Source organism: Shinella zoogloeoides, from assembly GCF_033705735.1.
Classification (GTDB): domain Bacteria; phylum Pseudomonadota; class Alphaproteobacteria; order Rhizobiales; family Rhizobiaceae; genus Shinella; species Shinella zoogloeoides_A.
This window is the reverse complement of record NZ_CP131130.1, coordinates 1,298,820-1,311,443: the sequence shown is the minus strand read 5'-3', so window position 1 is coordinate 1,311,443 and position 12,624 is coordinate 1,298,820. Positions and strand designations below refer to the sequence as shown.

Annotated in this window: 14 protein-coding genes and 1 riboswitch; of the genes, 8 read left to right on the top strand and 6 right to left on the bottom strand. The window is 65.1% G+C overall.

What is annotated here, in order from left to right; genetic code table 11:
• Positions 1 to 6 precede the first annotated feature (6 nt).
• From ShzoTeo12_RS06820 to sugE, 4 genes are all read left to right on the top strand, one after another.
• A complete protein-coding gene (locus ShzoTeo12_RS06820) occupies positions 7 to 486 on the top strand; it encodes a YaiI/YqxD family protein (RefSeq protein WP_119258280.1) in 480 nt (159 codons plus the stop codon).
• Entirely contained in the window at positions 483 to 1,139 is a 657-nt protein-coding gene (locus ShzoTeo12_RS06815; protein WP_119258281.1) for a DUF1345 domain-containing protein, read from the top strand. The genes ShzoTeo12_RS06820 and ShzoTeo12_RS06815 overlap by 4 nt, the downstream gene beginning before the upstream one ends.
• Before the next feature lie 18 nt (positions 1,140 to 1,157).
• Positions 1,158 to 1,991 carry an S-formylglutathione hydrolase gene (fghA, locus tag ShzoTeo12_RS06810; RefSeq protein WP_318911805.1) on the top strand — a complete coding sequence of 278 codons (834 nt, stop codon included), beginning with the start codon at positions 1,158 to 1,160 and terminating at the stop codon, positions 1,989 to 1,991.
• A 156-nt stretch (positions 1,992 to 2,147) separates the two neighbouring features.
• A complete protein-coding gene (gene sugE, locus ShzoTeo12_RS06805) occupies positions 2,148 to 2,462 on the top strand; it encodes a quaternary ammonium compound efflux SMR transporter SugE (protein ID WP_119258283.1) in 315 nt (104 codons plus the stop codon).
• Here sugE and ShzoTeo12_RS06800 read toward each other — a convergent pair.
• The 6 genes from ShzoTeo12_RS06800 to ShzoTeo12_RS06775 form a co-directional block, all read right to left on the bottom strand.
• On the bottom strand, positions 2,459 to 2,845 hold the full coding sequence (locus tag ShzoTeo12_RS06800) for a DoxX family protein (protein ID WP_119258284.1): 387 nt from the start codon (positions 2,843 to 2,845) through the stop codon (positions 2,459 to 2,461). The genes sugE and ShzoTeo12_RS06800 overlap by 4 nt on opposite strands.
• A gap of 20 nt (positions 2,846 to 2,865) precedes the next feature.
• Positions 2,866 to 4,398: an acyl-CoA carboxylase subunit beta gene (locus ShzoTeo12_RS06795; protein WP_318911803.1), complete on the bottom strand. Its 1,533-nt coding sequence runs from the start codon at positions 4,396 to 4,398 to the stop codon at positions 2,866 to 2,868.
• Positions 4,399 to 4,492: 94 nt separating this feature from the next.
• Complete coding sequence (locus tag ShzoTeo12_RS06790) at positions 4,493 to 5,278, bottom strand: ATP12 family chaperone protein (RefSeq protein ID WP_318911802.1); 786 nt, start codon at positions 5,276 to 5,278, stop codon at positions 4,493 to 4,495.
• Positions 5,271 to 5,936: an HAD-IA family hydrolase gene (locus ShzoTeo12_RS06785; protein ID WP_119258287.1), complete on the bottom strand. Its 666-nt coding sequence runs from the start codon at positions 5,934 to 5,936 to the stop codon at positions 5,271 to 5,273. The genes ShzoTeo12_RS06790 and ShzoTeo12_RS06785 overlap by 8 nt, the downstream gene beginning before the upstream one ends.
• Entirely contained in the window at positions 5,936 to 6,931 is a 996-nt protein-coding gene (locus ShzoTeo12_RS06780) for an RluA family pseudouridine synthase (protein ID WP_119258288.1), read from the bottom strand. The genes ShzoTeo12_RS06785 and ShzoTeo12_RS06780 overlap by 1 nt, the downstream gene beginning before the upstream one ends.
• A 56-nt stretch (positions 6,932 to 6,987) precedes the next feature.
• Complete coding sequence (locus ShzoTeo12_RS06775) at positions 6,988 to 7,224, bottom strand: Lrp/AsnC ligand binding domain-containing protein (protein ID WP_024271053.1); 237 nt, start codon at positions 7,222 to 7,224, stop codon at positions 6,988 to 6,990.
• A 254-nt stretch (positions 7,225 to 7,478) separates the two neighbouring features.
• Here ShzoTeo12_RS06775 and ShzoTeo12_RS06770 point away from each other — a divergent pair, with 254 nt between their 5' ends.
• The 4 genes from ShzoTeo12_RS06770 (at position 7,479) to gcvP (ending at position 12,562) form a co-directional block, all read left to right on the top strand.
• The gene (locus ShzoTeo12_RS06770) at positions 7,479 to 7,766 is read left to right on the top strand and encodes a hypothetical protein (protein WP_318911797.1); all 288 of its coding nucleotides are present in this window, start codon (positions 7,479 to 7,481) and stop codon (positions 7,764 to 7,766) included.
• Positions 7,767 to 7,903: 137 nt separating this feature from the next.
• A riboswitch (glycine riboswitch) is annotated at positions 7,904 to 8,003 on the top strand.
• A gap of 156 nt (positions 8,004 to 8,159) precedes the next feature.
• The gene (gene gcvT, locus ShzoTeo12_RS06765; RefSeq protein ID WP_318911796.1) at positions 8,160 to 9,299 is read left to right on the top strand and encodes a glycine cleavage system aminomethyltransferase GcvT; all 1,140 of its coding nucleotides are present in this window, start codon (positions 8,160 to 8,162) and stop codon (positions 9,297 to 9,299) included.
• Positions 9,300 to 9,338: 39 nt separating this feature from the next.
• Complete coding sequence (gene gcvH, locus ShzoTeo12_RS06760) at positions 9,339 to 9,701, top strand: glycine cleavage system protein GcvH (protein ID WP_119258291.1); 363 nt, start codon at positions 9,339 to 9,341, stop codon at positions 9,699 to 9,701.
• Positions 9,701 to 12,562: an aminomethyl-transferring glycine dehydrogenase gene (gene gcvP / locus ShzoTeo12_RS06755; RefSeq protein ID WP_318911794.1), complete on the top strand. Its 2,862-nt coding sequence runs from the start codon at positions 9,701 to 9,703 to the stop codon at positions 12,560 to 12,562. The genes gcvH and gcvP overlap by 1 nt, the downstream gene beginning before the upstream one ends.
• Positions 12,563 to 12,624: the final 62 nt, after the last annotated feature.

The window sequence follows — 12,624 nt, the reverse complement described above, 5'->3', positions numbered from 1 at the left end:
GATCGCATGAGCGAGGATCTGCCCACCATCTATGTCGATGCGGATGCCTGCCCGGTGAAGCCGGAGATTCTCAAGGTAGCGGAGCGGCATGGGCTGCCGGTGACCTTCGTTGCCAATTCGGGGCTGCGGCCGTCGCGCGATCCAATGGTGCGCAACGTCATCGTTTCGGGCGCCTTCGACGCAGCGGACGACTGGATCGCGGAGAATGTGCAGGAAGGCGATATCGTGATCACGGCCGACGTGCCGCTGGCGGGGCGCACCGTCGCCAAGGGCGCGCATGTCACCGGCCCGACCGGCCGGCTCTTCGACAAATCGAATATAGGCATGGCGAGCGCGATGCGTGACCTCGGCGCGCATCTTCGCGAGACCGGCGAGAGCAAGGGCTACAACGCCGCCTTTTCGCCGCGCGACCGCTCCGCCTTCCTCGAAACGCTCGACCGTCTCTGCCGCCGGGCGAAGAACGCGCGCACGGGGTCGCCATCATGACGGCAAAACCCGGACCCAAGGTCTATGGCCGTCACGTACCCTTCTATGCCGGCATCGGCGCTGCCGCGCTCGGCCTTGCGGCGGCCCTCTGGCTGAAGCCGGATTTCGCCATCGCCGCCGCGGCGACGTGCTTCTTCCTCTGCTATCTCCTGCTCACGGCCTGGCGCCTGCCGCGCCTGACGGCGCGCTATCTCGAGCACTATGCGACGGATGCCGACGAGCCGGTCGCCATCATCTTCGCCGTGACCTTCGCCACGGTCGCCGTCTCGATCGGCTCGCTCTTCGTCGTCCTCAACCGCAAGCCGGCCACCGGCACCGAACTGGCGCTGGCCTTCGCCTCGGTCGCGCTCGGCTGGCTCACCATCCATACCATGGCAGCCCTTCATTACGCCCATGTGTACTGGCGGCCGGGCAGTGCCAAGACGGGCGGGGAAACCGGGCGCGGCCTCGATTTTCCCGGCGACAGCGAGCCCGGCGCCTATGATTTCCTCTATTTCGCCTTCGTCATCGGCATGACGGCGCAGACCTCGGATACCGCGATCACCTCCACGGCGATGCGCAAGGTCAACCTGCTGCATGCGGTCGTCTCGTTCTTCTTCAACACGGTGCTGGTCGCCGCCGCCGTCAACGCGGCCGTGGCGCTCGCCTCCTGAAACCGATCGGAGTTTTCCATGAAAGTGCTTTCCCAGAACACGGCCTTCGGCGGCATGCAGGGCGTCTTCACCCATGATTCGGAAGCCTGCAAAGGCGAGATGACCTTTGCCGTCTTCGTGCCGCCGCAGGCGATCCACGAGCCGCGCCCGGTGCTCTGGTATCTCTCCGGCCTCACCTGCACCCATGCCAATGTGATGGAAAAGGGCGAATACCGCCGCATGGCCGCCGAGCTCGGCCTCATCATCGTCTGCCCCGACACCAGTCCGCGCGGCAACGACGTGCCGGACGAGATGACCAACTGGCAGATGGGCAAGGGCGCAGGCTTCTACCTCGACGCCACCGAGGAGCCCTGGGCCGAGAACTTCCAGATGTACAGCTACGTCACGGAAGAGCTGCCGAACTTCCTCAGCCAGCACTTCCGCATGGACATGAGCCGGCAGGGCATCTTCGGCCATTCGATGGGCGGGCACGGCGCCATGACGATCGCGCTGAAGCACCCCGACCGCTTCAGGAGCTGCTCGGCCTTCGCGCCGATCGTCGAGCCCTCCACCGCCGACTGGTCGGCCCCGGCCTTCGAGAAGTATCTCGGCGCCGACAAGGCGAAATGGCGGGAATACGATGCCTGCGCGCTGGTGGCCGACGGCGCCCGCTTCCCGGAATTCCTGATCGACCAGGGCAAGGCGGACGGCTTCCTGGAAAACGGCCTGCGGCCCTGGCTCTTCGAGGAAGCGGTCAAGGATACGGACATCAAGCTGACGCTGCGCATGCACGAGCGCTACGACCATTCCTACTACTTCATCTCGACCTTCATGGACGATCACCTGAAGTGGCACGCCGAGCGGCTCGGCTGACACAGACATGGCGGGGGCGCATGGCTGACATGCCGCCCCTGCCCTTGCCCTCCCCGCGCCGATAGGCAATATTCCGCGCCGGTAGACGGCTACCGCCGGAAAGATTCGGTCACGAACGCGGGGACGGCCTCGCTCCTTTGAAACGGAGTAGGCACAATGCCCTGGATCCTTCTTACCCTTGCAGGTCTCTTCGAAATCGGCTGGGCCATCGGTCTCAAATACACCGACGGCTTCACGCGGTTCGTCCCCACCGTCCTGACCGCCGCTTCCATGCTTGTCAGCATCGTGCTGCTCGGCCTTGCCGTGAAGACGCTGCCCATGGGCACGGCCTATGCCATCTGGACCGGCATCGGTACGGTCGGCACCGTCATTCTCGGCATCGTCCTCTTTGCCGAACCGGCAACGGCCATGCGCCTCGGCTGCATCGCCCTCATCATCACCGGCATCCTCGGCCTGAAGTTCGTCGCCTAACCCCGGCGGTTGTCGAGCGCGAAGGCCCCAGGTCCCGCGACCGTCAGGTAGAGGAAGACGAAGCAGAAGAGGATCGCGGCGTCGCCGCGATTGTTCACCGGGAAGAAGCTCTGCGGCGCATGGGCCATGAAATAGGCGACCGCCGTGAAGCCGCAGAGCACGAAGGCCACCGGCCGGGTAAAGAGCCCCACCAGGATCAGCAGGCCGCCGACCACCTCGAGAACACCGGCAAGGCCGATCAGGTTCATGAGATCGCCGAACGGCTGCTCGGCGGGCGGAAAGTTGAAGAACTTCTGCGTGCCGTGCTCGATGAGGAGCAGAGCGGTCATGATGCGAAGCGCGGCCAGCGCCTGCGGCCGCCAGGCGGACAAACGGTCGAACATGCGATGCACTCCCTTTCTGTTCAAAGTGGAATGTTATCGTGCTTCTTCCACGGATTTTCCAGATCCTTGTTCCGCAGCAGCCGTAGCGCCCGGGCGATGCGCTTGCGCGTCGAATGCGGCATGATCACCTCGTCGATATAGCCGCGCTCGGCCGCCACGAAGGGCGAGAGGAAGCGATCCTCGTACATCTTCGTATGCGCGGCGATCTTTTCGGGATCCTCGATGTCCTTGCGGAAGATGATCTCGACCGCCCCTTTCGCGCCCATCACCGCGATCTGCGCCGTCGGCCATGCATAATTGATATCGCCGCGCAGGTGCTTCGATGCCATGACGTCATAGGCGCCGCCATAGGCCTTGCGCGTGATGAGCGTCACCTTCGGCACGGTCGCCTCGGCGAAGGCGAAGAGCAGCTTGGCGCCGTGCTTGATGAGGCCGCCATATTCCTGCGCCGTTCCCGGCAGGAAGCCCGGCACGTCGACGAAGGTGACGACCGGGATGCTGAAGCAGTCGCAGAAGCGCACGAAGCGCGCCGCCTTGCGGCTGGCATCCGAATCGAGCACGCCCGCCAGCACCATCGGCTGGTTGGCGACGAAGCCGACCGTCGCGCCCTCGATGCGGCCGAAACCGCAGACGATATTGCGGGCGAAGCTTTCCTGTATCTCGAAGAAATCGCCCTCGTCGACGGTCTTGGCGATCAGTTCCTTGATGTCATAGGGCTTGTTGGCATTGGCCGGCACGAGCGTGTCGAGCGAATCGTCCACCGCCTCGACCGACTGGAAGCAATCGATCTCCGGCACGGGCGAGGTGTTGGACTGCGGCAGGAAATCGATGAGCCGGCGCACCTGAAGCAGCGCATCGACGTCGTTGTCGTAGGCGCCGTCGGCAATCGAGGATTTCGTCGTGTGGACGGAGGCTCCGCCGAGCTCTTCCGCCGTCACCGTCTCGTTCGTCACGGTCTTCACGACGTCGGGACCGGTCACGAACATGTAGGACGTGTCGCGCACCATGAAGATGAAGTCGGTCATGGCCGGCGAATAGACGTCGCCGCCGGCGCACGGCCCCATGATCACCGAGATCTGCGGGATGACGCCGGAGGCGAGCACGTTGCGCTGGAACACCTCGGCATAGCCGCCGAGCGCCGCGACGCCTTCCTGGATGCGCGCGCCGCCCGCATCGTAGAGGCCGACGATAGGCGCGCGGTTCTTGAGCGCCATGTCCTGGACCTTCATGATCTTCTGGGCATGGGTCTCGGAAAGCGAGCCGCCGAAGACGGTGAAGTCCTTGGCGAAGACGAAGACCGTGCGGCCGTTGACCGTGCCCCAGCCGGTGACGACGCCGTCGCCGGCGATCTTGCTCTTCTCCATGCCGAAATCCGTCGAGCGGTGCTCGACGAACATGTCGAACTCCTCGAATGAGCCCTCGTCGAGAAAGACCTCGATGCGCTCGCGGGCCGTCAGCTTGCCGCGCTTGTGCTGCGCATCGATGCGCGCCTTGCCGCCGCCCATGCGGGCGCGCTCGCGCCGGACTTCGAGTTCGTGGAGAATTTCCTTCATGATCCCTCGGTTCCTCCCGTTTGTGACAACGGATTAGCATGCGGAACCGGGGGCTTGAAGGGGATCGCCCTACATAGATGGTCTTAGGGAAGGATCAGCGCGGGATATCGGCAAGCACGGCGGCGGCGACGTCCATCTCCCCGCGCCGCAATTCGCGGCGGCGGAAGGCCTCCTCGTCGGTGCCCCATTGCTCGATCTGCCAGTCCTCGTCGACATGGGCGAGCGACCATACCCGGTCGGCATCGATCACGCCTTCGGCGAGCGCCAGCGCGAGAAGCGCCGAGCCCGTCAGCGTCGTCACGGTATGCAGGCAGGCAAGCGCCAGCGGATCGCGCCAGGCGGACAGCGCGTCCGAGAAGGCGGCGATGGTCGGTGCCGGCTGCTCCTGGTGCATGACGCCTTCGACGAGGATGAAGCGCGCGCCCTTGGCGTCCGCCGCCCAGCGGATGATCGGGTCCCAGCCGTCGCGCTGACGCTCGACGAGGCCGGTCGGCGAATCCGCGCGGTAGCAGAGCATGTCCGTGCCGGCGAAGCGCACGATCTCCTCGAAGACGGCGTCGAGATTGTCCGCGACGCCGTCGACGGCCGTGTTGATAAGGCGCGTCACCGGCATCTTCGCGGGGTCGATCTCCTCGCCCTGACCGTCCCATTCGGCGCGCAGGCGCTCGGCGATAGCGGGGGCCGGCACGGCGAGCACCTTCTTGCCGGGCGTGCGCAGGGGGCGGCCGTCGAGCAGGATGCGGTGGCCCTCGTCCGTGCTGTCGGTCGAGACCTCCTTGTAGAACCGCTTCGGCAGCGGCCGCTTCATCTGGATCTGCGCGCGGCGAACCGGATCGGGATCGCTCATCGCATCGGAAAGATCGCTCAGAATGTCACGCATCGGAAATCTCCAGCCATTCGAGAAGGTCTGCGGGCGTACGCAGGATGTAATCCGCGCCGGCCTCGACCAGTTCGGGCACGGAGGCATAGCCCCAGGAAACGCCGATCGCCCTGGCGCCGGCCGCCTTCGCCATCTGCATATCGTAAATCGCATCGCCGATGACAACCGTATCGGCCGCATCAATGCCCGCTTCGCTGCAGCATTCCGTCACCATGGCGGGGTGCGGCTTGGAGGGGCAGTCATCCGCCGTGCGCGAGACGAAGAAGGTCTTTTCGAAGCCATGCGTGGCGCGGATGAGGTCGAGGCCGCGGCGCGACTTGCCGGTGACGGCGCCGAGGAGAAGCGCGTCCTCCCGCTCCAGCCGCGCCATCATCTCGGCTATGCCGGGAAACAGCGGCTCCTGGAAGCCCGCCTCGGCGCGCACGCCGGTAAAGATCGCCTTGTAATGCGCGGTCATCGCCAGCGCCTCGTCGTCGACATGCGGCTTGCCCTGCATGCGGGCGATCGCGATGTCGAGCGTCAGGCCGATGATCGCCTTGGTCTCGGAGACGTCCGGCCGGGCATGGCCGAAATCGACGAAGGTGCGCGCCATCACCTCGTGGATCAGCTTCACGCTGTCGACCAGCGTGCCGTCGCAATCGAAAAGAACGAGCCGCATCAGTCGTCTTCCCCGTCCGCCGCGCTCTGGTCGAAGCCGAAGAGGTTCCAGGTCTGCACCATGTGCGGCGGCAGCGGCGCGGTGACGCGCAGGCGCCCGCCGGAGGGATGCGGAATGTCGATGTGGCGGGCATGGAGGTGCAGGCGGTTCTGCACGCCGCCCGGGAAGCTCCAGTTGGTGTCCGCATCGAAATATTTCGGATCGCCGAGGATCGGGTGGCCGATATGGGCCGCGTGGACGCGAAGCTGGTGGGTGCGGCCGGTATAGGGCTCCATCTCCAGCCAGGCGAAATTCTGCCCGGCCTGCTCTACCACGCGGTAGAAGGAAACGGCGTGATCGGCGCCATCCTCGCCGTGCCTGGCGATGCGCATGCGGTCGCCGTCCGGCGTCTGCTCCTTGACGAGCCAGGTGGAGATCTTGTCCTCCCGCTTCTTCGGCACGCCCTTGACCACGGACCAGTAGGTCTTCTTGGTGTCGCGCTCGCGAAAGGCGGCGGTCAGCTTCTGCGCCGCACCGCGCGTGCGGGCGATGACGAGGACGCCCGACGTGTCGCGATCGAGGCGGTGCACGAGGCGCGGCTTCTCGCCCTTCTGGCTCGTCCAGGCCTCCAGCATCTTGTCGATGTGCCGGGTGACGCCCGAGCCGCCCTGCACGGCGATGCCGGCCGGCTTGTTGAGCACGAAGACCTTGTCGTCCTCATGCAGCAGCATGCGGGCGAGCAGCTCGCCGTCGGGAGAATGTTTCAGGTCGCGGCCGGCGATGGGACCGGCCTTGACGCCCTTGGCGTCGATGTCCATCGGCGGGATGCGCACGGTCTGGCCCGGCTGCAGGCGCGTATCGCTCTTGGCGCGGCCGCCGTCGACGCGCACCTGGCCGGAGCGCAGCAACTTCTGGAGCGGGCCGAAGCCGAGGCCCGGATAGTGGACCTTGAACCACCGGTCGAGGCGCATGCCCGCCTCGTCGTTGTCCACCTGCTTGTGTTCGATGCCTGCCATCTTCGCCTTCTTTCGTTGCGCCGCTCTTAGCGCAAGAAGGCCCGGAGGGAAACAGCCTAGAAAGCGCGGAAGGTCAGCGTCGTCAGCGAACGCACGATGCCGGGAATGGAGGCGACGTGATCGTTGATGAACTTGCCGATGTCCTCCTCGCTGTCGACATAGATCTTCAGGAGGAGATCGTAGTCGCCGCTGGTGGAATAGAGCTCCGAGATGAGTTCCGTAGCGTAAAGCGCATCGGCGACCTCGTAAGTCTTGCCCGGAGCGCATTGCAATTGCACGAAAATCGGCTTCATCGGTCCTCCCGCGCCATCGGCGGCATGCTTGTCGTCCTGGTGCCGTGTCGGGCACGCCTGCGCCCGGACCACGCGAGCCGCCCGATTCCGGCGGCATCCTAGGCTCCTTATGACGGAATTTTCACGGCAAAGGCAAGGCCGCCCGAATTTCGTACAGATCGTTAAAACTCGATGAAAATGCAACCATGACGTTTTACGCATGAGAAAGGCGCAACTGCTAGATTCGGTCAATCGACCAACCACGTTGAAACGCCATGACCCAGATCGTGACAGTCTCGCCAACCACCGCCGCCTACGCCTCGCAGGGCATGAAGATGCAGACCCGCACGGGCACGCTCTTCGAGCAGCGCATCCATCACTGGAGCGAAGATGCCAAGGTCCACGGCGATGCGCGCACGCTCGCCATGCTCAACGTCATCCAGCCTCCGGCGCTTGCCCTCGCCCTCCTCACCGCCCCGGTCAGCACGCCGCAGCTCACGGTCGCCGAGGTGCAGCGCCACTACGACGAGAATGGCGAGCCGCTCCCGGCCGAAGCGGTCTGATCTCTCCGGACACATATCCTCCATCCTCTCAGGCCCCGCCCCGGGGCCTTTTTCTTGCCCGCCGTGGCCTACGACAAAAATTTGCTCGGCAGCGACGCCGCCTCTTGCCAAAGCGCAGACAAGGTCGTTATCTGGAGCCGACCTCGCTGGGAGAAACCGGCCGCCCCTCAGGGGATGGCCGGTGCCGAAGGAGCAACCGCCCCGGAAACTCTCAGGCAAAAGGACCAGCAAGGTGCCGTCGGAACTCTGGAGAGAAGCGCGAGAGCGCTCGCCGAAGGGATAACAATCTCAGGCGAAGGGACAGAGGGGGCTCAGGAGAACGGCGCATATGCGCCTGGATTTATGAGCCGGCGCCCGACGCAACAGGGGCGCCCAAGGACTGGAGGGCGCCTTTTGGACGGAACGTCTGAACTCAAGAAAACCCCGCTTCACGCGCTGAACCTTTCGCTCGGCGCCCGCATGGTGCCGTTCGCCGGCTACGAGATGCCGGTGCAATATGCGGCCGGCGTGATGAAGGAACACCTGCACACCCGCACCGCCGCCGGCCTTTTCGACGTGTCCCATATGGGACAGGTCACCGTGCGCGCCCGCTCCGGCGACAATGCCGATGCGGCCCGGGCGCTCGAAACGCTCGTGCCGGTCGATATCGTCGGCCTTGGCGAAGGCCGCCAGCGCTATGCGCTCTTCACCAATGACGAAGGCGGCATCCTCGACGACCTGATGATCGCCAACCGCGGCGACCATTTCTACGTCGTCGTCAACGCGGCCTGCAAGGATGCGGATTTCGCTCATATGCAGGCGAAGATCGGCGAGGCTTGCGAATTGACGCTGCACGACGACCGCGCGCTGGTTGCGCTTCAAGGCCCCCATGCCGAGGCAGTGCTTGCGGAACTGTGGGCCGACGTCTCCTCCATGCGCTTCATGGACGTGCGCGCCTGCGACCTGCACGATGCCGACTGCATTGTCTCGCGCTCCGGCTATACCGGCGAGGACGGCTTCGAGATCTCCATCCCGGCCGACCTTGCGGAATCTGTCTGTCGCCGCCTGCTCGACCATCCGGACGTGCTGCCGATCGGCCTTGGCGCCCGCGATTCGCTGCGCCTCGAGGCTGGGCTCTGCCTCTATGGTAACGACATCGACACCGGCACGACGCCGGTGGAGGCCGGGCTCGAATGGGCCATGCAGAAGGTTCGCCGCAAGGGCGGCGAGCGCGAAGGCGGCTTCCCCGGCGCTTCCGTCATTCTCGACCAGCTCGAAAACGGCGCCGGCCGCCGTCGTGTCGGCCTGAAGCCCGAAGGCCGTGCGCCCGTGCGCGCCGGCGCGGTGCTGGCGACAGACCCCGAGGGCGCGGACGTCGTCGGCACGGTCACCTCGGGCGGCTTCGGCCCGAATGTCGATGGCCCGGTCGCCATGGGCTACGTCACCAAATCCGCCATCGCCCCCGGCACGCAGCTTTATGCAGGCGTGCGCGGAAAATTCCTGCCGGTCACCGTATCGGCCATGCCCTTCGTCAAGAACACCTTCAAACGCTGACAACAGCCGCCAACTACAACTTCATTGAGAGGAACACACATGCTGAAATTCACCGAAGAACACGAGTGGCTGAAGATCGAAGGCGGCGTTGCCACCGTCGGCATCACGACGCATGCGGCCGAACAGCTCGGCGACCTCGTCTTCGTCGAACTGCCGGAAGTCGGCGCGACCTTCTCCAAGGGCGGCGATGCATCCACGGTCGAATCCGTGAAGGCTGCTTCCGACGTCTATTGTCCGCTCGACGGCGAGATCGTTGAAGTCAACGAGGCCATCACGGCCGATCCTTCCCTCGTCAACAGCGACCCGCAGGGCGCCGGCTGGTTCTTCAAGCTGAAGCTCGCCAACCCGGCCGATGCGGATGCGCTGATGGATGAAGCCGCCTACAAGGAGCTTGTCGGCTGATGAACCTGCCCAAGGATTTCGCCTTTACCGATTACCAGCCCTACGACTTCGCCAACCGTCGCCATATCGGCCCTTCGCCGAAGGAGATGGAGGCGATGCTGAAGGTGATCGGCTATCCGAGCCTCGACGCGCTGATCGACGACACCGTGCCGAAATCGATCCGCCAGACCAAGCCGCTCGAATGGGGCGCGCCGATGACCGAGCGTGAAGCGCTCGACAAGCTGCGCGAGACCGCCAATCGCAACAAGAAGCTCGTCTCGCTGATCGGCCAGGGCTATTACGGCACGATCACGCCGCCGGTCATCCAGCGCAATATCCTGGAAAACCCCGCCTGGTACACGGCCTATACGCCCTACCAGCCGGAAATCAGCCAGGGGCGCCTGGAAGCGCTCATCAATTACCAGACCCTGGTCTGCGACCTGACGGGCCTCGACGTCGCCAATGCCTCGCTGCTCGACGAGGCGACCGCCGCCGCCGAGGCGATGGCCATGGCGCAGCGCGTGGCGAAATCCAAGGCGACCGCCTTCTTCGTCGACGAGAACTGCCATCCGCAGACGATCGCGCTGCTGAAGACCCGTTCCGAGCCGCTCGGCTGGAGCATCGTCGTGGGCGATCCCTTCACCGATCTCGATCCGGTCGACGTCTTCGGCGCAATCTTCCAGTATCCGGGCACCTACGGCCATGTGCGTGACTTCACGGGCCTCATCGCCCGCCTGCACCAGACCGGCGCCATCGCCGTCATGGCGGCCGATCCGCTGGCGCTCGCCCTGCTCAAGTCGCCCGGCGACATGGATGCGGATATCGCTATCGGCTGCACCCAGCGCTTCGGCGTGCCGGTCGGCTATGGTGGCCCGCATGCGGCCTATATGGCCGTGAAAGACGCCTACAAGCGCTCCATGCCCGGCCGCCTCGTCGGCGTCTCCATCGACGCCCGCGGCAATCGCGCCTATCGCCTGTCGCTTCAGACGCGCGAACAGCACATCCGCCGCGAGAAGGCGACGTCGAACATCTGCACCGCGCAGGTGCTGCTCGCCGTCATGGCCTCGATGTATGCCGTCTTCCACGGTCCGCAGGGCCTGAAGGCGATTGCCCAGAGCGTGCACCAGAAGACCGTGCTTCTTGCCAAGGGCCTCGAAAAGCTCGGCTATACCGTCGAGCCGGAGGTGTTCTTCGACACGATCACCGTCCATGTCGGCAAGCTGCAAGGCATCATCCTGAAGACGGCCGTCGCGGAAGGCGTGAACCTGCGCAGGATCGGCGACGACCGCATCGGCATCAGCCTCGACGAGCGCTCGCGGCCGATCACGCTGGAATCCGTCTGGCGCGCCTTTGGCGGCGATTTCGAAGTGTCGGCCTTCGAGCCGGACTACCGCCTGCCGAGCGACCTGCTGCGCACCAGCGAATACCTGACGCATCCGATCTTCCACATGAACCGCGCCGAAAGCGAGATGGTGCGCTACATCCGCCGGCTCTCCGACCGGGACCTCGCGCTCGACCGCGCCATGATCCCGCTCGGCTCCTGCACCATGAAGCTCAACGCCACGGCGGAAATGCTGCCGATCACCTGGCCGGAATTTTCGGAGATCCACCCCTTCGTTCCCGCCGACCAGGCGCTGGGCTACCGGCACCTGATCGAAGACCTGTCGCAGAAGCTCTGCGACATCACCGGCTATGACTCCGTCTCCATGCAGCCGAATTCCGGCGCGCAGGGCGAATATGCCGGCCTCCTGACGATCCGCGCCTACCATCTCGCCAACGGCGACACCCATCGCGACGTCTGCCTGATCCCGACCTCCGCGCACGGCACCAACCCCGCCTCCGCACAGATGGCCGGCATGCGGGTCGTCGTCGTGAAAGTGTCGGACAACGGCGATATCGACATGGAGGATTTCCGCGCGAAAGCAGAGCAGTACGCGGAAAGCCTCTCATGCTGCATGATCACCTATCCCTCCACGCACGGCGTCTTCGAGGAGAACGTGCGCGAGGTCTGCGAGATCGTGCACAGGCACGGCGGACAGGTCTACATCGACGGCGCCAATATGAACGCCATGGTCGGCCTTGCCCGTCCCGGCGATATCGGCGGTGACGTTTCGCACCTCAACCTCCACAAGACGTTCTGCATCCCGCATGGCGGCGGTGGTCCCGGCATGGGACCGATCGGCGTCAAGGCGCATCTTGCGCCCTTCCTGCCGGCAAATCCGACAACCGGCGAGGCCGGCGCCGTCTCGGCAGCGCCCTTCGGCTCGGCCTCCATCCTGCCGATCTCCTGGAGCTATTGCCTGATGATGGGCGGCGAAGGGCTGACGCAGGCGACGAAGGTGGCGATTCTCAACGCCAACTACATCGCCGCCCGGCTCAAGGGCGCCTATGACGTGCTCTACAAGTCCGTAAAGGGCCGCGTGGCGCATGAATGCATCATCGACACGCGCCCGCTCGCCGAGAGCGCGGGCGTGACCGTCGACGACGTCGCCAAGCGCCTGATCGACAGCGGTTTCCATGCCCCGACCATGAGCTGGCCGGTCGCCGGCACGCTGATGATCGAGCCGACGGAATCGGAGACCAAGGCCGAGATCGACCGCTTCTGCGAGGCGATGCTGGCGATCCGCGAGGAAGCGCGCGCCATCGAGGAAGGCCGCATGGATCCGGTCAACAACCCGCTGAAGAACGCGCCACACACGGTGGAAGACCTCGTCGGCGAATGGGATCGCCCCTATTCGCGCGAACAGGCCTGCTACCCGCCGGGCGCCTTCCGGGTCGACAAGTACTGGTCGCCGGTCAACCGCGTGGACAATGTCTACGGCGACCGCAACCTCGTCTGCTCCTGCCCGCCGCTGGAGGATTACGCAGAAGCGGCCGAGTAAATCCGGGCCTGTCGCAGGTCCGCTCACTTCTCCTTCGTCATGGTCGGGCCTGATCCGACCAT